The following is a 25675-nucleotide window of genomic DNA, read 5'->3' as shown; positions in this document are numbered from 1 at the left end:
GAGGCATCGCCACATCCGGAAGCTGAACATGAAAATTCTCGTTTGCAGCATCGCCCTCGTTTGCGCCAGCGCCGCCAGTGCGCAAGGCACGCAGGCATTGCACAGTCCCGACGGCACCTTGCACGTCGAGGTCGCGCCCGGCCCGGCTGGCAGCATCACCTACGCCGTGCAGCGCGCTGGCATGCCCGTCATCCTGCCGTCGGCCCTGGGCCTGCAGTTTGCCGGCCTGGACCTGTCGCGCCAGCTGACCCTGGAGCCAGGCTCGGCCATCACGCCCGTGTCCGAGCGCTATACGATGGCCACGGGCAAGCGCCGTGTCATCGACTATGCGGCCAACGAGCAGCGCTTCAGCGTGAAAAATGCGCAGGGGCACGCCATGGACGTGGTGTTCCGCGTGTCCAACGATGGCGTGGCCTTCCGCTATGTGCTGGACCAGGTGCCTGGCAGGGCCGGGAGCATGTTGCAGGAAAGCACGGCGTTCCGTTTTGCACCGTCCACGCGGGCCTGGCTGCAACCGATGCAGGTGGCGCAGACGGGCTGGATGAACACCAATCCCGCCTACGAAGAACATTACCGCATGGATATCCCGGTGGGCACGCCGTCGCCGCTGGCGGCCGGCTGGGTCTTTCCGGCCCTGTTCAAGTCGGGCGACACCTGGGTGGCGCTGACGGAAGCGGACATGGATGGCAGTTTCCACGCCTCGCGCCTGCAGGCGCATTCCAGGGGCGGCGTCTACCGCATCGGCACGCCGATGGCGGCCGAAGTGGCGCCAGGCGGCGCCTTGCTGGCGCAGGCGGCCACGGGCTTGCGCTCGCCATGGCGCGTGCTGGCCATCGGCAGCCTGGCCACGGTCATGGACAGCACGCTGGGCACTGACCTGGCCGCGCCCGCCATCGCCTTCGACGCGGCCAAGGTGCTGCCCGGCCATGCGGCCTGGAGCTGGGGCTTGCTCAAGGATGACGCTACCGTGTATGCGGTGCAGAAACAGTTCATCGATTACGCGGCCGACATGCGCTGGGACTACGTGCTGGTCGATGCGGACTGGGACCGCCAGATCGGCTACGCGAAAATCGCCGAACTGGCCGCGTATGCGGCAGGCAAGAATGTAGGCCTCTTCCTCTGGTACAACTCCTCGGGCAGCTGGAACAAGACCACTTACTCGCCGAAAGGCAAGCTCTTGACTCAGCAGCAGCGCGCAGCGGAATTTGCGCGCCTGGCCGGCATGGGCATCAAGGGCATCAAGGTGGATTTCTTTGCCGGCGATGGCCAGTCGATGATTGCCTATTATTTGGGCATCCTCAACGATGCGGCGCAACATGGCTTGCTGGTCAATTTCCATGGCGCCACCTTGCCGCGCGGCTGGGCCCGTACGTATCCGAACCTGATGACAGCCGAAGGCGTCAAGGGACTGGAGTTCACCACCTTTGAGCAGCGCGACCAGGATGTCATGCCCGCGCACGCGGCCATGCTGCCGTTTGCGCGCAACCTGTTCGACCCCATGGATTTCACGCCCATGGTATTTGGCGACGTGCCGAATATCCGCCGCGCCACGCGCAACGGCTTCGAACTGGCCCTGCCCGTGCTGTTTTTGTCGGGCGTGCAGAACTTTGCCGAAGTGCCTGCGGGCATGGCCAGCGTCCCTGCCTATGTCAAAACCTTCTTGCAGGAACTGCCGCGTAGCTGGGATGACAGCCGCTTCCTCGATGGCGTGCCCGGCCAGTATCTGATGCTGGCCCGCAAGGCAGGCGAGCGCTGGTATGTGGCCGGCATCAATGCCCAGGATGCGGCGCAGACGTTTACCGTGGACTTGTCCTTCCTGGAAGGCAAGCGCGGCGCCCTGATCACGGACGGCGCCAGCGAGCGTGCATTCAGCCAGCAGGAAATTGCGGCCGGCAAGGCCGTCATCACGATCAAGCCGCATGGCGGCTTTGTAGCCGTATTTAACTAAACCCCAAAAGCAGATACCGGGGGCGGACCCTCAGGGCCCGACCCCGGCTTCTGCACTTGGGTTGTATGAAATTAAAACAACAGGAGACAGCATGAAACTCGTCAATACCAGCATCCTGGCCTTGAGCCTGGTCGTCAGCAGCGCCTTTGCCGCCCCCGTCAATGTCACCATCGACGTGGCCAAGCCGGGTCCCGTGATCAACAAGAACGTCTACGGCCAGTTCGCCGAGCACCTGGGCACCGGTATCTACGAAGGCATGTGGGTCGGCCCGGACTCGCCGATTCCGAACACCAAGGGCTGGCGCAACGACGTGCTGGGCGCGCTCAATCAGTTGCATGTGCCGCTGGTACGCTGGCCGGGCGGCTGCTTTGCCGATGAATACCACTGGAAGGACGGCATCGGCGCGCGCGACAAGCGCCCGACCAAGGTCAACACGAACTGGGGCGGCGTGGAAGAGTCGAACGCCGTCGGCACGCACGAATTCTTCGACCTGGCCGAACTGCTGGGCGCACAGACCTATATCAATGGCAACCTCGGTTCCGGCACGCCGCAGGAAATGTCCGAATGGCTGGAATACATGACCTCGGACAGCAAATCGACCCTGGCCGAACTGCGCCGCAAGAATGGCCGCGCGCAGCCGTATAAAGTCGATTACTTTGGCATCGGCAACGAAGCCTGGGGTTGCGGCGGCAATATGCGTCCGCAGTACTACACCGACCTGTACAAGCACTATCACACCTTCATGAAAACGCCGGAAAGCGCGCGTCCGAAATTCATCGCCAGCGGCGGCAATGACGACGACATCAGCTGGTCCGATACCCTGAGCCGTGAAATCAAGCCGAACATGATGGACGCCATCAGTTTCCACTACTACACGGTGCCGACGGGCGTGTGGGAAAAGAAGGGCGCCGCCACGGGCTTTGGCGAAGATGAGTGGATTTCCACCCTGAGCCGCACCTTGCGCATCGATAGCTTGATCAAGAACAATATCGCCGCCATCGACAAGAACGACCCGTCGAAAAAGACCGGTCTGTACGTCGATGAATGGGGCACCTGGTACGACGTCGAGCCAGGCACCAACACGGGCTTTTTGTTCCAGCAAAACAGCTTGCGCGATGCGCTCGTTGCCGCCCTGAACTTCAACATTTTCCATGCGCACGCCGACCGTGTGCGCATGACGAATATCGCGCAAATGGTCAACGTGCTGCAGGCGATGATCATCACGGACAAGGACAAATATTTCCTCACGCCCACGTATCACGCCTTCCAGATGTACGTGCCGTTCCAGGACGCCACCTCCCTGCCGGTTGCCATCGCCGGCAATGGCAAGTACAGCCTGGGCAAGTTCAGTATTCCTGAAGTGAGCGCCTCGGCCGCGCGCGCCAAGGATGGCAAGGTATACCTGTCGCTGGTCAACACGAACCCGCACAAGGCTGTCGACGTCAACGTGGCCCTGGCTGGCAAGAAAGTGGCCAGCGTGAATGGCCGCGTGCTGACCGCAGGCAAGATGGATGCCGTCAACAGCTTTGCCCAGCCGCAAGCCGTGCAACCGGTGGCGTTTAATGCCAAGGCGCAAGGCGGCAAGCTGACCGTGTCGATCCCGGCCAAGGCCGTGGTGGTGGTCGCCGTCGAGTAAGCCGCCAGCTTCCTGTTGTCTACTCTGTGCCGGCGCGGGAGCTTACCCGCGCCGGCCAGCCGCATCGTGCTGCACGCTGTAGAGAAAGTACTCCATGAACAGAAGAGAAGCTGTACTGGCGCTCGGTAGCGCCATGGCCCTGGCCGCCTGTGGTGGTGGCGGCTCCGATAGCGCGCCGGTGGTGTCGGTCACGCCGCCCGTCGTGCCCCCTGTCGTCCCGCCCGTGGTGCCGCCCGTCGTCACGCCGCCCGAGGTCGTGCCCCCCGTACAAGGCGCCATCACCTTTATCAATGCCTCCGTGCATGACCCGTCCGTCATCAAGGTGGCCGATACGTATTATGTGTTCGGTTCCCACCTGGCGGCCGCCAAGTCCACCGACCTGATGAACTGGAGCAAGATTGCCGAAGGCGTCAACGCCAGCAATCCCCTGTTCAACAATGTCGTCACCAGCCTTGCCGATACCTTTGCCTGGTCGCAAGTGACCGGGCTGTGGGCGCCCGATGTCATCCAGCTCGACAATGGCAAGTTCGCCATGTACTACAACAGCTGCAAGGGCGATTCGCCCCGATCCGCCATGGGCCTGGCCCTGGCCGATGCGGTGCAAGGCCCGTACGTCAACCAGCGCATCTTTTTGAAATCGGGCATGTGGGGCCAGGTCAGCGAAGATGGCGTGACCATCTACGATGCGCTGACGCAACCGAACGTGGTCGACCCGAACACCTTCCGCGACGCGGCGGGCAAGCTGTGGATGATCTACGGCTCGTACTCGGGCGGTATTTTCATCCTCGCCATGGACCCGGCCACGGGCTTGCCTGTCGCGGGGCAGGGCTATGGCCAGCACGTGATCGGCGGCAACCATAGCCGCATCGAGGGCGCCTACGTGCTGTACAGCCCGCAAACGCAGTATTACTACCTGTTCACTTCGTTCGGCGGCCTGGACGCGAACGGCGCCTACAATATGCGCGTGGCCCGCTCGCGCAATCCGGACGGTCCCTACGTGGACGCCAAGGGCAAGGACATGCGGCAAGTCAAGTCGAATCCCGCCCTGCCGCTGTTCGACGACGCCTCCATCGCGCCTTTCGGCCAGAAGCTGATGGGCAACCATCAATTCGCGCTGGCAACAGGCGAGACGGGCACGCCGCTGGGATATGTGTCGCCAGGACACAATTCGGCCGTGTACGATGCCGCCACGCAGCAGTATTTCCTCATCTTCCATACGCGCTTCCCGAACACGGGCGAGCTGCACGAGATCCGCGTGCACGAGCTGTTCATCAACGCCGATGGCTGGCTGGTGGCCGCACCCTTCCGCTATGTGCCGCTGAGTAAAAGCGTCACGCCGCTGACGGCGCCAGTGACGGCCACGGAAGTGGCGGGCAGCTATAAACTGATCAACCATGGCAAGGATATTTCCACGGCGCTCAAGCTGTCGCAATCCATCACCCTGCTGGCGAACGGCACCATCACGGGCGCGCATACGGGGACGTGGCAGCACCAGGGCAGCAACCTGATCGCCATCACCCTGGCGTCCGGCGGCTTGTTCAATGGCGTGCTGTCGCGCCAGTGGAATGGCAATGCGAACGCTTTTGTCGTCACGTTCACGGCGCAGTCCATCGATGGCGTGTCGCTGTGGGGCGCCCGCACGGGCAATTAATTACAAGTAAAGGAACACATGATGCAAACGCTCAAGCGCGGCCTGGCCGCTGTTACCGCCACCCTGATGGCGCTGTCCTGCCATGCCGCGCAAGTGAGCGTGCACGACCCCGTGATGGCCAAGGAAGGCGACACGTATTATTTGTACAGCACGGGTCCCGGCATCACTTTCTACAGTTCCAAAAACATGGTGGACTGGCAGCCGGAAGGGCGCGTCTTTGCCGGCCAGCCCACGTGGGCGAAAACAGCCGCGCCATCGTTCGACGACCATGTGTGGGCGCCCGACGTGCAGTTTCACAACGGCAAATATTACCTGTACTACTCGGTGTCCGGCTTCGGCAAGAACACCTCGGGCATTGGCGTGACCGTCAACACTACCCTGAATCCCCGCTCGCCCAACTACCGCTGGGTCGACCAGGGCATGCTGCTGCAATCGGTGCCCGAGCGCGACGAATGGAACGCCATCGATTCGAACATCATTACGGACAAGCAGGGCACGCCGTGGATGTCGTTCGGCTCGTTCTGGAACGGCATCAAGCTGGTGAAACTGAACGCCGACTGGAAAACGATTGCGGAACCGCAAGAGTGGCACTCGCTGGCGCGCCGCGTGCCGCTGCCGCCAAAAAGCGGCGAATTCAAGCCGGCGCCGGAAGAAATCGAAGCGCCGTTCATCTTCCAGCGCGGCGACGAGTATTTCCTGTTTGTCTCGTGGGGCCTGTGCTGCAAGAAAGCCGACAGCACCTACCACCTGGCCGTGGGACGCTCAAAAAGCGTGACGGGGCCCTACCTGGACAAGGATGGCCGTGACATGGCGCAGGGCGGCGGCACGGTGCTGCTGAAGGGCGACAAGGATTGGCAGGGCCTGGGCCACAACAGCGCGTATACCTTTGACGGCAAGGATTACCTGGTGCTGCACGCGTATGAAACGGCGGACGACTACTTGCAGAAACTCAAGATCATGCCCATGACGTGGGACAAGGATGGCTGGCCGCAAGTCGATCCGCGCGACTTGAACCGCTATCAAAGCCGCCAGTTGCCTGCCGCTACCGCCAAACCGTAAGGACGCACCGTGAAAAAAACCTTGTTGACGCTGGCGCTGGCCGCCGGCGGGCTGGTCACGCCTGTGCCGCAGGCGGCCGAGCTGTTTCCCCTCTCGGCCGTGCGCCTGGGTGCCGGGCCGTTTCTCGATGCGCAGACGACGGACCTGCATTACCTGATGGCCTTCGACCCGGATAAATTGCTGGCGCCGTTTCGCCGCGAGGCGGGCCTGCCGCAGCCCAAGCCCGGCTATGGCAACTGGGAAGCGACGGGCCTGGACGGCCACATGGGCGGACATTATCTGTCGGCGCTGGCCCTGATGTTCGCTTCCACGGGCGACGCGCAGGTGCGCGAGCGCCTCGACTACGTGCTGGCGGAATTGCAGAAATGCCAGGAAGCCAATGGCAATGGCTACCTGGGCGGCATTCCCGACGGCAGCGCCGCCTGGCAAGCCGTCGCGAAAGGACAGATGCAGGCGGACACTTTCTCCGTCAACGGCAAGTGGGTGCCATGGTACAACCTGCACAAGGTGTACGCGGGCTTGCGCGACGCCTACCAGCAGGCGGGCAGCGAACAGGCGAAAACCATGCTGATCGCCTTGTCGGACTGGGCCGTCAAGCTGTCGGACGCCTTGAGCGACGAGCAGATGCAAGCCATGCTGCGCGCCGAACATGGCGGCATGAATGAAGTGCTGGCCGACGTCTACACGATGACGGGCGAGCAGCGCTACATGGACCTGGCCGTGCGCTTCTCGCACCAGGCCATCCTGCAGCCCCTGGTGGCGCAGCAGGACAAGCTGACGGGCCTGCATGCGAATACGCAAATCCCGAAAGTCATCGGTTTCGAGCGCATCGGCGCACTGACTGGCCGGCGCGACTGGCAGCAGGCGGCGCAGTTCTTTTGGCAAACCGTGCACGACAAGCGCACGGTGGCCATCGGCGGCAACAGCGTCAAGGAACATTTCCACGACGAACACGACTTTAGCTCGATGGTGGAGGAAGTCGAAGGACCGGAAACCTGCAATACCTACAATATGCTCAAGCTCACCGAGCAATTGTTCCAGCGCGACGAACAGGTGAAATACACGGATTACTACGAACGCGCGCTGTACAACCACATCCTGTCGTCGCAGCGCCCGGGCACGGGCGGCTTCGTGTATTTCACGCCCATGCGCCCGAACCACTACCGCGTGTATTCGGAAGTGGACAAGGGCATGTGGTGCTGCGTGGGTTCCGGCATCGAAAGCCAGGCCAAGTATGGCGAGTTCATCTACGCCCACGAGGGCGACGCGCTGTACGTGAACCTGTTCATGGCCTCCACCCTGGACTGGCAGGAGCAGGGCGTCACCATCGTCCAATCGACACAGTTCCCCGACCAGGACACGACGCGCATCACAGTGCAAGGCAACAAGACCTTCAGCATGAAGATCCGCTACCCGCGGTGGGTGGCCAAGGGCAAGCTGCGCGTCAAACTCAATGGCAAGGCCATGCGCGTGCACGGCGCGCCGGGCGAGTACGTGACCATCACGCGCGCCTGGAAGAGCGGCGACAGCGTGGACGTGGTGCTGCCGATGCGCACGCGCCTGGAACAGATGCCGGACCAGTCGAATTACTATGCCGTGCTGCATGGCCCCATCGTGCTGGCCGCCAAGACGCAGCCGTTCGCCAACGAGCAACTGAATTATTTTGCCGACGACTCGCGCATGGGGCATATCGCCCAGGGGCAAGTCTGCCCGCTGGAATCGTCGCCCCTGTTCGTCAGCGACACCAAGGAGTTCATGCACAAGATCAAGCCCGTCAAGGGCCAGCCGCTGACGTTTACGGCACCCGGCCTGATCCAGGGCAAGGATGCGGCGACCTTGAAACTGATTCCGTTCTTCCGCCTGCACGATGCACGCTACATGCTGTACTGGCCCGTGTCCACGCCCGCCAACCTGGCGCAGCTGCAGGAAAAGACCCGGCAGGCGGAAGCGCAGCGCCTGGCCCTCGATGCGCTCACCATCGACCAGGTGGCGCCCGGCCAGCAGCAGCCGGAATCGGACCATTTTTTCCTGGCCGAAGGGGGAGAGAACGGCGTCAACAAGGGCATGCACTGGCGCCACGCCACAGGCTGGTTCAGTTATGTGTTGAACGACCCGCAAGGCGAGGCGGCCACCCTGCGCCTGACCCTGTCCACCCTCGATGCGGGCCGGACCTTCGACGTGCTGGTGAATGGCACGAAGCTGCAGACGGTTGCCGTGGCGGCCGACGCGCCGCAGGAGCTGCATACGTTTGACATCGCCATTCCCAAGGCGCTGGTAGCGGCGGCGAACGGCAAGCTGGTGGTGAAATTTGTCGCCGGCAAGGACTCCGTGGCCGGTGGCTTGTACGGGCTGCGCCTGCTGCGCTGAGCCGCAGGAGCGAGCCGGGACGCCATCCAGTGATACGCAAATCGGTATCGCAAGCGAAAAAGAATTGATTGGATGGCTATGTTGCTTTCTCCTACCATGGGTTCATAAAAACCGCCCATCCGGCATCCGGCTGTGATGGTATTCCAATAAAAACTGGAGACAAGAATGACATTGACACGCCGCACCCTCCTCGCCAGCGCCATGCTGCTGGCAAGCACCTTCGCCACTTCCACCGCCTTCGCCGCCAAGCCCCTCGTCATGGGCTTTTCGCAAGTGGGCGCCGAGAGCGAATGGCGCACCGCCAATACCGTCTCCATTAAAGATGCTGCCAAGAAAGATGGCGTCACCCTGAAATTTGCCGATGCCCAGCAAAAGCAGGAAAACCAGGTCAAGGCGCTGCGCTCCTTCATCGCGCAAAAGGTCGACGTCATCGCCTTCTCGCCCGTGGTCGAGTCGGGCTGGGATACCGTGTTGCGCGAAGCCAAGGCCGCCAAGATTCCCGTCATCCTGACGGACCGCGCCGTCAATGTGGCCGACAAGTCGCTGTACGTGACCTTCATCGGTTCCGACTTCGTGGAAGAGGGCCGCCGCGCCGGCCAGTGGCTGCTCGAGCACGCCAAGAAGACCCCGGATGCCACCCTGAACATCGTTGAACTGCAGGGCACGGTCGGTTCCGCGCCCGCCATCGACCGCAAGGCGGGCTTCCTGGAAGTGGTAGGCAAGAATCCGAAGATGAAGATCATCCGTTCGCAAACGGGCGACTTTACGCGCGCCAAGGGCAAGGAAGTGATGGAAGCGTTCCTGAAGGCGGAAGGCAAGAAGATCAACGTACTGTACGCCCACAATGACGACATGGCCATCGGTGCCATCCAGGCCATCGAGGAAGCGGGCATGAAGCCGGGCAAGGACATCATCATCATTTCCATCGATGGCGTCAAAGGCGCGTTCGAGGCCATGATCGCCGGCAAGCTCAATGTCACCGTGGAATGCAGCCCGCTGCTGGGCCCGCAACTGATGTCCATCGCCCGCGATGTGGTGGCCGGCAAGCCCGTGCCGGCGCGTATCACGACGGTGGAAGGCGTGTTCCCTGCCGAGGTGGCCGCGAAGGAATTTCCTAACCGTAAATACTAAGCTTGCCGCATGATGAATACGCAAGCGCATCAAGACGCCGCGCCAGCTCCCTTGCTGGAGTTGCGCGGCATCAGTAAATCCTTTCCCGGCGTCAAAGCCCTCAGCAATGTCGCCCTGCGCCTGTATCCGGGCGAAGTGCATACCCTGATGGGGCAAAATGGCGCCGGCAAGTCGACGCTGATCAAGGTGCTGACGGGCGTGTACACGCCCGACAGCGGCCAGATCCTGCTCGACGGCAAGCCGATCGCCCCGGCGTCCACCTCGGATGCGCAGCTGCTCGGCATCAGCACCGTGTACCAGGAAGTCAATCTGTGCCCGAACCTGTCGGTGGCGGAAAACATTTTTATCGGCCGCTATCCGCGCCGCTTCGGCGGCATCGACTGGCGCAGCATGCAGCAGCAGGCGCGTGCCTTGCTGCAGCAATTGCAGATCGATATCGATGTCACGGCGCAACTGTCCAGCTTTCCGCTGGCCATTCAGCAAATGGTGGCCATTTCGCGCGCGCTGAATATTTCCGCACGCGTGCTGATCCTGGACGAACCCACGTCCAGCCTCGACGAGGCGGAAGTCAATCTGCTGTTTTCCGTGCTGCGCCGCCTGCGCGAGCAGGGCATGGCGATTCTGTTCGTGACGCACTTCCTCGACCAGACCTACGCCATTTCCGACCGCATCACCGTCATGCGCAATGGCGAGCGCGAAGGCGAGTATGCGTGCAGCGAACTGTCGCGCCTGGCGCTGGTGAATAAAATGATCGGCGTGGCAGCCGATACGCAGGAGCAAGAGCTGAACCTGGCGCAGGAAGCGGGCGCGGCCAGCTTTGGTCCCACGGTGCTGGAAGCGCAGGGACTGGGCCGCAAGGGCGCCTTGCTGCCCATGGATTTCCACATCCGCCAGGGTGAATTGCTGGGCCTGGCCGGCTTGCTGGGCTCGGGCCGCACGGAACTGGCGCGGCTGCTGTTTGGCGCCGACAAGGCCGACTCCGGCAGCATCATGGTGCATGGCAAGCCGCGCCACTTCAGCGTGCCGCGCGATGCGATTGCGGCCGACATCGGCTTTTGCTCGGAAGACCGCAAGCACGAAGGAGCGATCTTGTCGCTCTCCGTGCGCGAAAACATCATTCTTGCCTTGCAGGCCCGCACGGGCTTGCTGCGCGCCATTCCCTTCAAGCGCCAGCAGGCGCTGGCCGATGAATATGTGAAGGCGCTGGGCATCAAGACGGCCAGCATCGAGACGCCGATCGGCAGCTTGTCTGGCGGTAATCAACAGAAAGCCTTGCTGGCGCGCTGGCTGGTGACCTCGCCGACCATGCTGATCCTCGATGAACCGACGCGCGGAATCGACGTGCGCGCCAAGCAGGAAATCATGAGCTATGTCAGCAAGCTGTGCCGCAAGGGCATGGCAATTTTGTTCATCTCGTCCGAATTGCCGGAAGTGCTGCGCTGCAGCGACCGCATTCTCGTCATGCGCGACCGCAAGGCCTGCGGCGACTATGCGCGTGGCGAGCTTGACGACAGTTCCGTGCTGCAAGTGATCGCCGGAGAGACAGCATGAGCATGACCACACCGCCGTCCGCGGCGCCCATCGAGGCGGTACGGGCGGCCTCCACCACGGATTCCTCCATTGTGCATAGCGTTTTACATCATCCATTGAGCCGGCCCCTGGCCGCGCTGTTTTTGCTGCTGCTGGTCGATTTCTTCGCCATCCCCGGCTTTTTCCACCTGGAAGTGCGCGATGGCCACCTGTACGGCAGCGTGATCGACATCGTCAACCGCGCCGCGCCGCTGATGCTGGCGGCGCTGGGCATGACCCTCGTCATCGCCACGCGCGGCATCGACATTTCCGTCGGTGCCGTCGTGGCCCTGTCCGGCACCGTGGCCGCCATGCTGATCGGCGGCACCATGGTGATGGACAACGGCGTGCCCACCTATGTGAGCAACATTCCCATGGGCTGGGCGCTGGCGGCGGCCCTGGGCGCGGCCCTGCTGTGCGGCGCCTGGAATGGCGTGCTGGTGGCGGGCCTGGGCTTGCAGCCCATCGTCGCCACCCTGATCCTGATGGTGGCCGGGCGTGGCCTGGCGCAACTGCTGACGGATGGCCAGATCGTCACCGTCTACTACCAGCCCTTCTTCTTCATTGGCAGCGGCTATCTGTTCGGCTTGCCGTTTTCCCTGTTCCTCGTCGCTGCCGTGTTCATCATCACGGCCGTGCTGATGCGCAAGACCGCCTTGGGCCTGTTCATCCAGGCCGTCGGCATCAACCCCGTCGCCGCGCGTCTGGCGGGCATTAAGACGGCCACGCTGATCTTTTTTGTCTACGTCTTTTGCGCCGCCTGCGCGGGCCTGTCGGGCCTGATGATCAGTTCGAACATCAAGAGCGCCGACGCGAACAACGCGGGCCTGATGCTGGAACTCGACGCCATCCTGGCCGTCACCTTGGGCGGTACTTCCTTAGCCGGCGGCAAGTTCAGCCTGGTGGGCAGCATGATCGGCGCCCTCATCATCCAGACCCTGACCTACACCATCTATTCGCTGGGCGTGCCGCCGGAAGTGAACATGGTCGTCAAGTCGGTCGTCGTCTTCCTCGTCTGCCTGTCGCAATCGTCGGAATTCAAGCAATTGCTGCATCGGAGAAAAGCATGAAGGGCTTGCTGCACACCCCGTATTTCACCTCGCTCGTCACTGTCCTGCTGCTGGTGGTGATGCTGGGCCTGGGAGGCGCCGCCTACCCTGGCCTGCTGTCGACGCAAGTCATTTTTAACTTGTTGATCGATAACGCCTTTTTGCTGGTGATCGCCGTCGGCATGAGCTTCGTGATTGTTTCCGGCGGCATCGATTTGTCCGTCGGCTCCGTGCTGGCCCTGTCGACCATGATTGCCGCCTGGCTGCTCAACGTGGCGCACTGGCCGCCGACCCTGGTGATCGCCACCGTGCTGGCGCTGGGTGCCGTGTTTGGCGCCAGCATGGGCGCGCTGATCCATTATTTCAAGTTGCAGCCTTTCATCGTCACCCTGGCCGGCATGTTTCTGGCACGGGGCCTGTGCTACCTGATCAGCATCAATTCCATCACCATCGACGACCCGCTGTTCGTTGCCATGTCGCAGACCCAGCTGAGCTTCCTGGGCGGCTTTGTCTCGCCGGGCGTGGTGATTGCCGTGGCGACCTTGCTGCTGGCCATCTGGCTGGCGCACGCCACGCCGTTCGGCCGCGCCGTGTACGCGATCGGCGGCAATGAACAGTCGGGCCTGATGATGGGCTTGCCAGTGGGCCGCACCAAGGTGCTGATCTACGCCTTCAGCGGCTTCTGCGCCTCGCTGGGTGGCGTGCTGTTCGCCTTCTACATGCTGTCCGGCTATGGCTTGCATGCGCAGGGCACGGAACTGGACGCGATCGCCGCCGTCGTCATCGGCGGCACCTTGCTCAGCGGCGGCTACGGCTATGTGGCCGGCGCCCTGTCCGGCGTGCTGGTGCTGGGCACCATCCAGACCCTGATCGCCTTTGACGGCACGCTCAGTTCCTGGTGGACGAAGATCGTCATCGGCGGCCTGCTGTTTGTCTTTTGCGTCGTGCAAAGACTGATGGCCATGGGCCAGAAAAATACCAACGGGAGTTAACTTTTATGTTGAAGCAAAAAACACGTGCCGCGGCCATCGGCATGGCGGCAGCGCTCGCCTGCGCCACATTCGGCGCGCAGGCGGCCAATCCGATCGTGAAAAATATCTACACGGGCGACCCGGCCGCGCTGGTCGACAATGGCAGAGTCTATCTGTACGTGGGCCACGATGAAGCCAGCGCCACGGACACGGATTACCGCATGCATGAATGGCGCGTGTATTCGTCGTGCGACATGGCGAACTGGACGGATCACGGCTCGCCCGTGCGCTTTTCCACCTTTGCCTGGGCGGGAAAAGATGCGTGGGCCGGCGACATCGTCAAGCGCGGCAGCAAGTATTATTTCTACTCGACCGTCGACCATAAAAGCATCCCCGGCAAAGCCATCGGCGTAGCCGTGTCCGACAGCCCGACAGGCCCGTTCGTCGACGCGCGCGGCAGCGCCCTGATCACCAACGACATGACGAAGCAGACGGCCATTCCTTGGGACGATATCGACCCGGCCGTCTTCATCGATACGGATGGCCAGGCCTATATTTACTGGGGCAACACGGTCTTGAAGTATGCGAAGCTGAAAGCCAACATGACGGAGCTGGACGGCCCGATCCTCACCTTCGGCATGGATGCGTTTACGGAAGCGGCGTACATGCACAAGCATGCGGGCACGTATTACCTGTCGTACTCGCGCAACTTCCCGGAAGAAACGGCGTATTCGACGGGGCCGACGCCCACGGGTCCGTGGCATTTCCGCGGCACCATCATGGACAAGAACGCCGTGGTGAAAACCATTCACCAGGCCATCATCGAGTTCAACGGCAAGTCCTACATCTTCTATCACAACGATAAATTGCCCGGTGGCGGCGAATACCGCCGCTCTGTCGCCGTGGAAGAACTGAAATACAAGCCGGACGGCACCATCGAGTTCATCCACCAGACGCAGCAGGGTCCGGCGGCGAACCCCGGCGCGGCCTGCAAGGCCGGTTAAGCAGGCGTTGTTTTCACGTACAAAAAGGAGAAATACCGATATCTATAATATCGGTATCAGCTAGAAACTGATATCGATCATGATATGATTTATTCATGGATACCCTCAACCCCAACTGGTTCTTGCGAGCCCGCCTGAAGACGCGGCAATTGCTGCTGCTGATCGCCCTTGACGAGCAGCGCAACATCCATCGCGCGGCGGAAGAGTTGCACATGACGCAGCCGGCCGCGTCCAAGCAAATCAAGGATCTGGAAGAGATGCTCGACGTGCGCCTGTTCGACCGCTTGCCGCGCGGCATGGAGCCGACCATCTACGGCGAGACGATGATACGCCACGCGCGCATGGCCTTGACCAGCCTGTCGCTGGCGCATGACGACATCGTGGCCCTGAAGTCGGGCCTGACGGGCCAGGTGGAAGTGGGGGTCATCATGACGCCGGCCATGGCCTTGTTGCCGCGCGCCATTGCGCGCATCAAGCAGCAGGCGCCGCTGATGCGCATCGGCGTGCACCTCGAGCACAGTAATACCCTGATGGACATGCTGCAGCACGGTACCCTCGACTTCATGATCGGGCGCATCCTGGAAAAGGAAAGCAGCGCAGGGCTGATCTACGAGGAATTGACGGAAGAGCCGGCCAGCGCCGTGGCGCGCAATGGCCATCCGCTGCTATCGCGCAAGAATCTGCAACTGAAAGACCTGGCGGGCCAGCCGTGGATCTTGCCGCCGCAAGGCAGCATCCTGCGCCACCGCTTCGACATGATGTTCCGCCGCGCCAGCCTGGAACCGCCTGTCGACGTCGTCGACACGACCGCCTTGCTCCTGATCACGTCCTTGCTGCAGCAGACGGATTCCCTGCACGTGATGCCGACGGAAGTGGCGCACTACTACGCATCCCTGAACGTGCTGAGCATCCTGCCGATCGAACTGCCGTGCAAGATGGATGCCTTCGGCATCATCCGCCAGCAGGATCATTTGCTGTCGCCCGGGGCGGATATGCTGTTAAAAGCCGTACGCGCCACGGCCGCTGACATGTACTGAATCGTCGCTGTGGGAGCTGTGTCGGATTACGCGTTCCGCTAATCCGACCGACGGTCAACAACCACATGTATTGAATCGATGCCGTGGTGCTTGTGTCTGTGCGCACCACTGCTGCGGACATGTGTTGAATTGTCGCTGTAGGAGCTGTGTCGGATTGCGCGTTCCGCTAATCCGACCTGCGGATGGCACGGTAACAGGTAGGTCGGATTAGCCCGCAGGGCGTAATCCGACAATGCCCGCGCAGCATGCTCAATCGGGCACTTCAAAGAAGAACAGCTGCACCAGGCGGCCATTCTCCGGCGTGTCGCCAAACACATTGCTGATCGAGTGAAAGTAGTGTCCCTTGTAGACGATCAGGCGGTTGTGGCGCATGGGTACTTCCAGCAGCGCTTGCCAACTGTCGCGCTGTTCCTGCAGGTCATTGAATTTCTGCACTGTGCTGTTTGGCAGCCAGCGTTTTTGGAAATCCTTGAAGCTGGCGTAGCCACCCGCTTTCACGTCGGCCTCCGGTAGTCTCCGGTACCAGCCGCTGGGCTGGTGGCGCCAGAAGGTGGTGCCGCCCTGGCACTGCTCGGGCGGGTTCAAATACAGCACGCCCGCGTAGAAATTGAAATTGTTGCCCGTCTCGTTGTCCACGTGGATATCCGTGCGCGCCATGGCGTCCGCATAGCTGAGGCGGTAGGAGCCGTTGTCGGGCGAGATGAAACGGATGGGGCGGCCTAGCGCCGTGGCGATGCGTTCCATGATGGCTTGACTCGGCTGGCCATCCGTCTGGCTGCCCGGATAGTTCTGTCCCGCATAGCGCTGCTGCGCGAACGGCAGCGTCAACGCCTGCGCGCGCCAGGCGGCCGGGTCGGGCAGGAAATCGTCGAGGATGTGCAGGTCTGTTTCGCGCAGGAAGTCTTGCAGCCCGGCGGCCACCTCCGGCACGCTGGACTGTTCGCTGCCCGCTGGCGCAGGGTGGGCAAAGCCGATGCGGCAGCTGTCCGCCAGCGCCGGGTGCAGCGCCAGGGCTTGCGCGTAGCGGGCCAGCGCCAGTTCCTGCTGCCCCGTGCGGTAGTACAGCTCGGCCAGGCCCTGCAGGGTTTGCCAGCGTTGCGGGCGCAGCGCGTGGGCGCGTTCCAGTTCGGCGATGGTTTCCTGCAGGTGCTGTTTCCCCAGCAGCAATTCCGCATGGCTGATGGCGAAATCGTGCTCGTGCGGGGCCAGCCGCGCCGCCGTGGCATAGCTGGCCAGCGCCGCTGCGCTGCCCGTGCCGCGCAGCACATTGCCCAGGTTGTAGTGGAACAGGGCATTGTCCGGCTGCTGCTTGAGCGACAGTTTTAACAGGCCCAGGCCGATGGTGCCCTGGCCCAGCTCCAGCATCGCCAGGCCCTGGAAATGCTGCGCTTCGGCCAGGGCCGGGTCCTGCTTGTAGGCCGCCTGGTAGGCGTTGATCGCCTCGATCAGCTTGCCTTGCTGCTGCAGTTGCCGGCCCTTGGCCAGCTGTTGTTCCGCCAGTGTCTGTTCGCCCATGTCTCACTCTCGATGTCGTTGGCGAATAGTGTAACTGCAAGTGGCGAGGTCGTGAACCCAAAACGAAGGCCGGGGTCGGCCCCTCAGGGTTCGACCCCGCTACCTGACCTTGGGCTTACATCGCTTGTTGAACGGGAATTTCTTCCCCATTCAGCTTGATCGCCACCTTGACGATCTGCGCCTTGACCTGGTTGCTGGCCATGTCCGCTTCCTGGGCGTAGGCATACACGATGATGGCAAAGTCCTTGTAGCCGCTGCGCGCCGCTTCGATCTTGCGGGCCGCGTCCTGGTCCACTTTCAGCAGCGAGTAGCCATCGCCATTCGTGAACGCCAGCTTGTAGTCGCCGTTGTCGTACATGTAGTAATACGTGCCCGCTTCGGCGAACTTGGCGGGGAAGGCGGCCTTGTCCATCGCGTACGGCGACAGCGCGCCCTGGCCGTTGATCTGATAGCGCAGGTAGCGCTTGGTTTTCGCCTCATTGACCTTGGCGTCGATCTGCGGTTTCAGGGCGTCGAGCACTTCCTGTTTGCGGAAGGCATCGTTGCTGCCCGCATATTCGCGCGAGATGCGCTGCGCCACGGCCGCGTAGTCGGGCGGCACGCCGGACAGGGCGAGGTAGCTGTACATCAACTGGTTGCCGCTGGTGATGTCGACATAGCTCGATGTTGGCGTGGCGGCGTCCGCTTGCGGCAGGCTGGCGGCGGCCGCCTTCACTTGCGCCTTGGCGGCCAGGTCGGCGACATTCGCGGCGACGGGGGCGGAGGCCGCTGGTGCGGCGTTATCCGTTTTGCCGCAGGCGGACAGGAGGACGGCGATGGCGAGCAGGGCGGGGAGGGTGCGGTTCATGATATTTCCTTTAAGATCAGTTAAAAGGTAGTGACGGTGTTAATTTTTAGGGTTGTGAAAGTCACGGCAGCGCTGAAAACCGTAGCGAGCAAGCCCAATGCCGGGTTGAGTAGCGGAACCGTACTTTATGTACGGTGAGCAACGCCGACCCGGAAGTGGGCTGCGCAGTAGGTTTTCAGTGCTTGCCTCCCAAGCGTTTGTATTCGCCCACGCCGTAAGCGGCCAGGACGATGGATGCGGCCAGCACCAGGTAAAAACCGATGCCGAACGAGAGTCCTTGCCAGACCTGGCCCAGCATTTCGCTGGCCATCTGCTCTGCCATGCGGGCCGCGCGGGTGCCCATGATGCCGCCCATGGCGCTGCCCGCATCGCTGACGGCGCCCTTGATCTTGATGAACAGCAAGCTGCTGTGGATGACGATGAACAGCAAAGGAGCGCACTTGCCCAGCGCCGCTTTCGGGTGGCTGCTGGCCATGGTGGCGAAGCATCCGGCAATGGCCAGCAGGAAGAAAAATTGTGCGGAGGTAAAACCGCCGCCGCCATCGCGGGCAAAGCTCTCCAGGCTGTCGGCGGACAGGCCCAGCAGCTGCCAGTAGGTGCGCGAGACGCTGGCGAACAGGCGGATGCCGATGGTGTTGAAGATAAAGGCGCCGGCGATCAGGACGCCCAGGCTGGCCAGCACCTTGATGCCCAGGGCGGACACGGCCCGGCCCCACAGCTGCTGGCTTTTTTCGCGCGCCAGTTTCGCCGCGCCGGCCATTTCTTCCTGCGCCAGTTGCTGTGTCGCCACGGCGCTGACGGTGTCGAGGCTGCCTGTATCGTCAAAGCGCACGTCGACGACGGCGTTGATGGCGGGCGCCACGTCCGAGCGCCAGTGCGTGGCCACGTCGAACGCATGTTGAATGCCTGCCACGCTGACGGAACCTTGTCCGCTGGGCTGATAGGCGAGGATACGGCCACGTTGCGTGGCGCTGCTTGCTGCTGGGCTGGATGCGTGCATGGAATTTCCCTGAGAGCTGTCATGCTTTATTGCATGTACCCACGGATAACGGGGGCAGCTCAGGGAAATACAAAATTTTTTCAGATTATTTTTTGGGCGGCTGCATCAGGTCCTTGGCGGCGCCCTGGTAATCCTTCATCAAGCCCATGAAGGCGTCCTGCAAGTGGCGTGCCGCGTCCTGCGGCGGCGCGCCCGTGCGCCGCGCCAGGTCGAATTTATACGCATGGGCGGGGCTGTAGCCGGCCTGCGATGCGGCGTCGAGCAGCACGCCCGCGCGTTTCAACGAGGCCGGGTCGCCCTTGACCATCAGCAATTCCGCCAGATAGGTCTGGGCGATGGGAAAGTCCTTGGCGGCGGCTTTTTCCAGCCACTGCATGCCCGCCTTCGGCTGCTTGATGCCGGCGTCGCCGCCGCCGATGCCGTAGCCGAGCGCCGTCAGCGCGACCAGGTCGCCCGTGCGTGCGCGCTTTTCCAGCTGCTGGCGGGGAAACGGCCGTGCCGCGATCTGCATGCGGATTTCATAGTTGATCTCTTGCAGCACATTGCCTGGCCACACTTTCGCACTGGGGGCCGTGCTGGCCACCGCCGGGGGCACCGGGGCTGGCGCGGGCGCCGGAGCGCGCATGCCGCTGTTGCCTGCGGCCAGCACACCAGGTGCTGGCTGGCTGACGCCCTTGCCGCTGCCCATGTTCAGCACCAGGCGCGCCGACGTTTCGCCGAACGACACGCGCGGTTTTTGCACGTCGTGCGTCATGGCGGCAACCCTGGCCGCCACTTGCGAAAATACATCGCCCATGGGCAAGCCCGGTGCATCGAGCGCGTCGAGCAGGGCGCTGGTGTACGGGCTGTTGCGCGAATCGGGCGACCAGAAATCGCGCGCCAGGGCGCCGGGGCCGGCCGAATAGGCGATCACCACGCCGCGCGGCGCTTGCGTGTCGGCAAAGCCGTGGCTGGCCGCATTGCTGCCGCCGGGCACAGGCACGGTGGCACCGCCGCGCGTATATTCCTGGCGGCAGGCGTCGAGGATCAGCACGGCGCCGCGCGCGCCCGTGCGCTGCAGGTCGCCCGCCAGGCTGGAAACGGACACGCCCTGCGCGGCAATGGCCGACGCGCTCAGCGCGTTCATGTTCGCGCCCAGCGGCAGCACATAGTTCGCTTCGCCTGCCTGCGCGCCGTGGCCCGCGTAAAACACCAGGGCGATGTCGGCGCCGCGCGCCTGCGTGGAAAATTGCGCCGAGGCCTGTTGTAATTGCGCCGCCGTGATGTCCGTGCGCAGCAGCACTTCAAAGCCCAGGCGGCGCAAGCGTTCGGCCATGGCGCGCGCATCGTTGACGGGGTTCAACAATGGCTGCGGATACGCGGCATTGCCGATCACCAGCGCGATGCGCTTGCCGGGGGCCGCTGGCGCGCTGGCCTGCACGGCGGCCTGCGCCAGGTTGGCGCAAAGTAAACAGAACAGGCTCAGGAACAAGGGAATCAGGCGTTGCATCGGCGGCTCGGAAATTGTCGTGGAAGTAACAAAAGTTAGCGATTTCCAGTGTGGTATGAGAAAATTGCTCGAATGCATTTTACCTGACTGACAAGTTTGTCTTGTTGTCCAGCGTATTTCTTCTTTACCGGCGAGCCTTGCTTCCGGCCAGTGGCGCGCGCCGCCCCCACACATGATCGGACCGGCTGTGCAATCGGAACAATTTGAACCTATTCATGCTTTCTGGACCCGCCGCCAGCAGCTGACGCAAGGCGAACTGGGCGAGTTTTACCAGCGCGTCATCGCCGCGCTGACGCCATGCCGCCCGCGCGAGGCTGCATCGCTGGGCGAGTCCCTGGCCGACCTGCGGCACCAGTTCTTCATTGAAAAAGTCCTGCACGGCGACAGCGATGCGGCGCCCCATCACGTGGGCGCCCTGTTCCTGTACTTCAAGCGCTTCATCATCGACCAGCTGCGCAAGCAGCGCGATGACGACGATGCCGATGCGCAAGAGGGCTGCGACCTGCAGGCGCCCGACTCTTATGCCGAGCCGCTGCGCGACTACCAGCTGACGCCACTGCAAGTGCGCGACGCGGCCGACCTGTTCATCACGACCTTGCCGCATGACTTGATCTTGCTGCTGCGCCATTGCGGCTGCGGCGGCATGCCCGTCAAGGAACTGGCCGAACAGATCGCGTCGGCGCATTACCACGGCGGCAAGCTGGGCCTGGTGCACAAGCAGAAGGGCGAGGCCAATAGCGCGGGGCGCCAGGTGGTCGAACCGGCCCACCGCGCCACCCTGCTGGGCAGCTGGGTCTTGAACCTGCTCAAATTGCGCGTGGGCGATGGCCTGGCGGCACGCGACCTGCAGGCGGCGCAAATAGTTTTGGATATTTTGTGCCTGGCCGCGTTATCCCTGCACATGGACCCCGCGTCCACTCCCTCGAACCCCGATGAAAGGCCTTCGGCATGAATGCATTGACGCCCACGCTGGCCATCGTTGCCGCGCGCCTGCCGTCTCCTCCATCGTCAGTCGACATGCTGGACGGCGAGGTGGCCGGCGCCACCCCCGACTGGCGCGGCGTCGCCGTGCCGGAACACGTGCAGCAACGCTTTGCGCGCCGCAGCGACGCCGCGCCGCTGGCTGCGCGGCCCATCGCCGGCGGACAAATCCACCTGCTGGCGCGCTGTCCCGGCTTTGGCGCCGTGCTGCTCGATGCCTGGGACAGCACGCGGCAGCGCTGGCGCGGCTGGCTCGTCACGCCGGACACAGCGTATGCGGACGCCTGCGGCCTGGTGGTCGAGGCGCGCGACGCGCCCGTCGATCCGCGCGCCGGCCTGGTGCTGTGCGACATGCCGCTGAGCGTGGCCGTGACGGACCTGGGCGCCTGCCTGGGCATGTTCAGCCAGGAACGCGTGCAGGCGGCGCGCTGGCTGGAAACGCATGGCCGCGCGAATGGCGCCACGGCGGCGCCCGGCGTGATCGCCCGCGTGGCCTTGCCCGGCGGCGACTATGCGCTGACTGGCACGCCCTTGTCGAGCGAACTGGGCAAGGATGGCCGCGTGGCCTACCGGCAATTACTGCGCCAGGGGCTGCAGCAATTGCAGATTACCGTGGCCACGCCGGCGAGCGATACCGTCGTGCCCGTGAAACCGGTGCAGGCGGCCAATGCGAACCGCTGGCTGAAGATTGTCACGGTCGTGGCCGCCAGCGTGATGGTGGTGCAGTCGGCCTGGCTGTTCCTGCCGAAAGAGCAGGCCGTGGTCGGCAATGCGGAATTCCGCAGCGGCGGCAGCGGCGTCGAGACGGGCGTGCGCCTGCGCGTGCTGTTCCGCGCCGATGCAACAGAGGCGGAGATCCGCACCTGGCTGCAGCGCGAGCAGCTGGAAATCGTTGCCGGACCGGACACCCTGGGTGCCTTCACCCTGCTGTCGCGCGACCGCCAGAAAGTCTTGCCGCCGCCAGGCCCGGGTAATCCGCTGGCCGTCGTCAATCCCTGAATTTAATAAGAGAAAGTTATCAAGCATGGCAACGTATAAAAATTTTGCATCCGCGCACTGGCGCAAGTGGATCGCTGGCGTGGCCGCCGGCGTCCTGTTGACGGGCTGCGCCATGACGCCGAATGGCCGTGGCGGCGTGATGGTAGGCCTGGATACGGCCGAGCTGTTCGGCACCCCGGTGTCCACCTTCCGCTTGCGCGACGGCACGGAAGGCACCTTGCGCAAGGATCCGAAAGGCAAGTATTCGATCAAGCTGTCGCAGGCGTTCCGTGTCGTGCCGCTGGACAAGGCTGTCACGGCCCGCGTGGCGCGCGTGGAAAACGTGGGCGAGCGCACCGTGGTGATCGTCGAAACGCAGGAGCGCGGCTGCGCCTACCGCTATGAAGTGCTGGCCTTCCAGGGCACGGACGTGCTGCAGTGGACGGTGGGCAACTGCAAGGACCGCCCCCGCGTGGAACTGGCAGCCGATGGCCGTTCGCTGAATATCGATTTCCCCAACTACAACCGGCTGTCGCGCATGGTCTACACGGACAGCCGTTTGCTCAACGCCAGCGTACCCGTGCCGCCGGGCGTCGATACGCGCGCGCAGCCGTTTGCCGACGACGCCTTGCGCGCCACCGGCCCCGTCATTGCCAACCTGCCCGGCAGCGAAGGCAACGGCGGGCGTGTGATCCCCGCGCCGCCAGCGGCCGCGCCGGCCAGCGCGCCGGCGCCAAAAACCACTAGCCGCGCCGCCAGCCGCAACCGCCGCCAGGTGGCGCAGGAAGCAGCAGCGCCGGCACGCACGGTGCCGTCCGCCCCCGCCATGACGGCGCCGGCCGCGCGCGCCGCCGACAGCGCATCGCGCGTGCCGGCCGCCATGAGTTTCCAGACGGAAGAAATCAAGCCCGTTGTTCTGGACTTGAGGAAATAAGATGGCCGCAAGTTTGCGCAGTCTGCAAATCCGGCAGACTTTGATCCTGATCGTCCTGACGATCGTGTATTTGTGCTTCGAGCTGGGCTTCAATGCCCGCCTGCTCGACGTGGTGGGTGGCAACGTCAAGCCGGAAGACGTGGAAGGCGTGGAGTTTTATGGCCGCAGCCTGTCGGGCATCGCCGCCGCGCTGGTGGTGCTGCAGCTGATGTGGCGCCGGCGCCTGAAAAATGGCGGCAAGGGCGGCAGCGGCCCCGGCTGGTTGAAGATCATCGTCTGCTGCGTGGTCACGGCCGGTGTCGTCTTCGGCGTGCTGAAAACCACGGTGAACGTGCTGGTCAATACGCGCGATGCGGAATTTCGCCGCATGGCCTTCAATACCACCTTGCTGCAGCGCTCGCTGGTAGGCGGCAGCTTGCAGCTGCAGGGCCTGGTCGACGATCCCACCCTGTTCGCGAAACCGGAAGGCAAGTCGTTCCTGGCGCTCTTCCCCTTCCTGGCCGTGTCCGTCAAGCACCTCGATGAGCGCATGGGGCCGGCCAAGGAGCAATTGGTGCGCGCCAATGTGCGCCAGGTGGCCGGCGGGCCATCCGGCTACTATGACAAATACCAGGAGGCCATGCGCGAACTGGCCGGCAAGTGGGAATTGTATGCGGGCATCATTCCCGATAGCGATGCCGGCTTGCGCGCCAAGCAGCAATCGTCGTGGGAAGAATACCGCAACAGCCTGTCGCGGCGGGGCTGGCAGCCGCATTCGGTGCCGATGCGGCGCCAGGCGGCCGTGGTCAGCAATGTGCGCAAGAAAGTGCCCGTGCCCGCGAACTGGAAAACCGACGATGAGCGGGGCTTCCGCGCCGCCGTGAAGCGCCGCTACACGGCCGAGGCGGCCAGCAAAGGCGTCACGCTGCGTGGCGAACGCATCCCGCCGGGCCTGCCGTTTGCCGCCTTTGTCGCCCGACCGGGCGTGCAGGCGGAATTGCGCGACGCCTTGAAATTGCCGGCCGGCGCCACGGTGCAGGCCGCGTATGCGAATCCGGCCGAGTTCGGCCGTCTGTTCGACCAGTTCCTCGACCGCCAGACGGCGGAAAAGCTGGTGGAGTACCGCGCCAGCCGCACGGATTTCGAGCCGGGCGGCAGGTTCTTCCACGAGGGCAAGGAAGCGGCGCGCGCCGCCATCGTGCCGCCCGTGGCCCTGTTCTTCTCGCTGCTGGGGGCCATCGGCCACTTCTCGAAATTGCTGTACCTGATCGCCACCGTCGTATTATTGCTGCTGGCCATGCGCCGCGGCGAGCAGGCCGGGGGCGATGGCCAGCTGAGCCGCCGTTCCGCCTGGATCGCCACGGGCGTGCTGGCGACGGCCTTCGCGGGCACCTGGGGTATCTTGTCGGTGCTCGACAATAACGTCACGCGCAGCGAGCTGTTTACGCAAATGCTGGACTGGACGCGCCAGCCCGAGCCCGACAGCACGCGCTGGAACATCGCCGGCAAGGCCATTCTCGCCAATATCACGCACGTGGTGGCCGTGGGCCAGGGCTACAGCTACCCCGTCAACGAAGCGATCCGCATTCATGTTTTGCAAGGAATTCACTATGGCTATCATCCGGGACAAAAATAAGGCGGCCGCGCTGGCCTTGCTGCTGTGCATGGTCAGCACGGCCGTGCACGCCGATTGCCAGGGCATGAAGGTCCACGCCCACCGTGGCGCCGGCAATGCGCCGGAAAACTCGCTGAGCGCCCTGCGCAACACCTATTTCGGCACCTGGGACGGTGTCGAGACGGATTTGCAATTGCTGGGCGACGGCAACTGGGTCGTGCACCACGACCTGTTGACGGGCAGGGTGGTCGATACGGGTTCGCCCCGTACCGTGAAACAATTGACGGCGGACGACTGGCGCGCCGCCAGCATGAAGAACCGTGGCGTGGCCACGCCGGAAACGCCGCCGTTCGTCACCGATATCGCCGACCTGGCCACGGCCTTTCCCGGCAAGACCTTGAATGCGGAAATCAAGGATGTCGTGCCCTCGTGTGCGCCGATCGGCGCGCTGGTGGCGCAATTGCGCGGCGGTATCAAACACGGCAACTGGTTTTTGACCTCGGGCGTGCCGAACAACCTGGCATGCGCGCGCCGCGCCGACCCGCAGGGCTACCTTGGCTTGCTGGTGTTTGACGCGCGCAATGCGCAGGCGGCCGGCACCAACCGGGTCAGCCGCTACCTGGCGAAAAATGCCCGCGCGCCCAAGCTGGACAAGCCCTGGCTGCAGCGCGTGCAAAAGCAGATCGGCATGCCCGTTGGCGTGCACGTGGATGCGCGCAGCCTCGACGCGAATCCGAACCTGCTGGCCGACGCGGCCACCCTGAACATGCCCGTCTTCGTCTACGCCGTCGATGGCGACTCGGCGCTGGCGGCCTCCCTGTTGCGGGCGCAGCAGCGCAGCCACCGCTGGCCCAGCGGCGTGATTCTCGACGGCAATCCCGAGACCTTTTGCGGCATGCTCAAATAAGTTTTTCC

The 25675-nt window shown here is 63.4% G+C and carries 20 protein-coding genes; 16 read left to right on the top strand and 4 right to left on the bottom strand.

Annotation, left to right across the window (positions count from 1 at the left end):
- Nucleotides 1–28: 28 nt before the first annotated feature.
- The 11 genes from ACQ4WR_RS12115 (at nucleotide 29) to ACQ4WR_RS12065 (ending at nucleotide 15422) form a co-directional block, all read left to right on the top strand.
- Nucleotides 29–1948, top strand: coding sequence for a glycoside hydrolase family 97 protein (locus tag ACQ4WR_RS12115; RefSeq protein WP_436487488.1), 1920 nt, complete (start codon nucleotides 29–31; stop codon nucleotides 1946–1948).
- 91 nt (nucleotides 1949–2039) lie between these two features.
- Nucleotides 2040–3584: an alpha-N-arabinofuranosidase gene (locus ACQ4WR_RS12110; protein ID WP_436487486.1), complete on the top strand. Its 1545-nt coding sequence runs from the start codon at nucleotides 2040–2042 to the stop codon at nucleotides 3582–3584.
- Nucleotides 3585–3678: 94 nt separating this feature from the next.
- Entirely contained in the window at nucleotides 3679–5235 is a 1557-nt protein-coding gene (locus ACQ4WR_RS12105; protein WP_436487484.1) for a glycoside hydrolase family 43 protein, read from the top strand.
- 18 nt (nucleotides 5236–5253) lie between these two features.
- Entirely contained in the window at nucleotides 5254–6294 is a 1041-nt protein-coding gene (locus tag ACQ4WR_RS12100; protein WP_436487483.1) for an arabinan endo-1,5-alpha-L-arabinosidase, read from the top strand.
- A gap of 9 nt (nucleotides 6295–6303) precedes the next feature.
- Nucleotides 6304–8661 carry a beta-L-arabinofuranosidase domain-containing protein gene (locus ACQ4WR_RS12095; protein ID WP_436487481.1) on the top strand — a complete coding sequence of 786 codons (2358 nt, stop codon included), beginning with the start codon at nucleotides 6304–6306 and terminating at the stop codon, nucleotides 8659–8661.
- A 165-nt stretch (nucleotides 8662–8826) separates the two neighbouring features.
- Complete coding sequence (locus tag ACQ4WR_RS12090) at nucleotides 8827–9792, top strand: ABC transporter substrate-binding protein (RefSeq protein ID WP_436487479.1); 966 nt, start codon at nucleotides 8827–8829, stop codon at nucleotides 9790–9792.
- Nucleotides 9793–9801: 9 nt separating this feature from the next.
- Nucleotides 9802–11343 carry a sugar ABC transporter ATP-binding protein gene (locus ACQ4WR_RS12085; RefSeq protein WP_436487477.1) on the top strand — a complete coding sequence of 514 codons (1542 nt, stop codon included), beginning with the start codon at nucleotides 9802–9804 and terminating at the stop codon, nucleotides 11341–11343.
- Nucleotides 11340–12431 carry an ABC transporter permease gene (locus ACQ4WR_RS12080; protein WP_102292712.1) on the top strand — a complete coding sequence of 364 codons (1092 nt, stop codon included), beginning with the start codon at nucleotides 11340–11342 and terminating at the stop codon, nucleotides 12429–12431. Before ACQ4WR_RS12085 ends, ACQ4WR_RS12080 begins: the two co-directional genes overlap by 4 nt.
- A complete protein-coding gene (yjfF, locus tag ACQ4WR_RS12075) occupies nucleotides 12428–13402 on the top strand; it encodes a galactofuranose ABC transporter, permease protein YjfF (protein WP_436487475.1) in 975 nt (324 codons plus the stop codon). Before ACQ4WR_RS12080 ends, yjfF begins: the two co-directional genes overlap by 4 nt.
- Nucleotides 13403–13407: 5 nt before the next feature.
- Nucleotides 13408–14385, top strand: coding sequence for a glycoside hydrolase family 43 protein (locus tag ACQ4WR_RS12070; RefSeq protein WP_436487474.1), 978 nt, complete (start codon nucleotides 13408–13410; stop codon nucleotides 14383–14385).
- A 95-nt stretch (nucleotides 14386–14480) separates the two neighbouring features.
- The gene (locus tag ACQ4WR_RS12065; protein ID WP_102292709.1) at nucleotides 14481–15422 is read left to right on the top strand and encodes a LysR family transcriptional regulator; all 942 of its coding nucleotides are present in this window, start codon (nucleotides 14481–14483) and stop codon (nucleotides 15420–15422) included.
- Between the two features lie 249 nt (nucleotides 15423–15671).
- Here the strand turns inward: ACQ4WR_RS12065 and ACQ4WR_RS12060 are convergent, their stop codons facing one another.
- The 4 genes from ACQ4WR_RS12060 to ACQ4WR_RS12045 all read right to left on the bottom strand — a co-directional run bounded on the left by ACQ4WR_RS12060 (nucleotide 15672) and on the right by ACQ4WR_RS12045 (nucleotide 20273).
- The gene (locus tag ACQ4WR_RS12060) at nucleotides 15672–16937 is read right to left on the bottom strand and encodes a DUF6445 family protein (protein WP_436487471.1); all 1266 of its coding nucleotides are present in this window, start codon (nucleotides 16935–16937) and stop codon (nucleotides 15672–15674) included.
- 115 nt (nucleotides 16938–17052) lie between these two features.
- Complete coding sequence (locus ACQ4WR_RS12055) at nucleotides 17053–17784, bottom strand: hypothetical protein (RefSeq protein ID WP_436487469.1); 732 nt, start codon at nucleotides 17782–17784, stop codon at nucleotides 17053–17055.
- A gap of 175 nt (nucleotides 17785–17959) precedes the next feature.
- Nucleotides 17960–18784 carry a hypothetical protein gene (locus ACQ4WR_RS12050; RefSeq protein ID WP_102292706.1) on the bottom strand — a complete coding sequence of 275 codons (825 nt, stop codon included), beginning with the start codon at nucleotides 18782–18784 and terminating at the stop codon, nucleotides 17960–17962.
- An 85-nt stretch (nucleotides 18785–18869) separates the two neighbouring features.
- Entirely contained in the window at nucleotides 18870–20273 is a 1404-nt protein-coding gene (locus ACQ4WR_RS12045) for a caspase family protein (RefSeq protein ID WP_436487467.1), read from the bottom strand.
- Between the two features lie 172 nt (nucleotides 20274–20445).
- Between ACQ4WR_RS12045 and ACQ4WR_RS12040 the strand changes: the two genes are divergently transcribed.
- From ACQ4WR_RS12040 to ACQ4WR_RS12020, 5 genes are read left to right on the top strand one after another with little or no spacing between them, the layout of a single operon-like run.
- Entirely contained in the window at nucleotides 20446–21225 is a 780-nt protein-coding gene (locus ACQ4WR_RS12040; RefSeq protein ID WP_436487465.1) for a hypothetical protein, read from the top strand.
- Complete coding sequence (locus ACQ4WR_RS12035) at nucleotides 21222–22253, top strand: hypothetical protein (RefSeq protein WP_436487463.1); 1032 nt, start codon at nucleotides 21222–21224, stop codon at nucleotides 22251–22253. Before ACQ4WR_RS12040 ends, ACQ4WR_RS12035 begins: the two co-directional genes overlap by 4 nt.
- Before the next feature lie 25 nt (nucleotides 22254–22278).
- A complete protein-coding gene (locus tag ACQ4WR_RS12030) occupies nucleotides 22279–23166 on the top strand; it encodes a hypothetical protein (protein WP_436487461.1) in 888 nt (295 codons plus the stop codon).
- A 1-nt stretch (nucleotide 23167) separates the two neighbouring features.
- Nucleotides 23168–24781 carry a hypothetical protein gene (locus ACQ4WR_RS12025; protein WP_436487459.1) on the top strand — a complete coding sequence of 538 codons (1614 nt, stop codon included), beginning with the start codon at nucleotides 23168–23170 and terminating at the stop codon, nucleotides 24779–24781.
- Nucleotides 24756–25667: a glycerophosphodiester phosphodiesterase gene (locus ACQ4WR_RS12020; RefSeq protein ID WP_436487457.1), complete on the top strand. Its 912-nt coding sequence runs from the start codon at nucleotides 24756–24758 to the stop codon at nucleotides 25665–25667. Before ACQ4WR_RS12025 ends, ACQ4WR_RS12020 begins: the two co-directional genes overlap by 26 nt.
- The last annotated feature ends 8 nt before the right edge of the window (nucleotides 25668–25675 follow it).

Source organism: Janthinobacterium amylolyticum, from assembly GCF_051380655.1.
In the GTDB taxonomy this organism is placed as follows: domain Bacteria; phylum Pseudomonadota; class Gammaproteobacteria; order Burkholderiales; family Burkholderiaceae_D; genus Janthinobacterium.
This window is presented reverse-complemented; position numbering and strand designations above follow the sequence as displayed.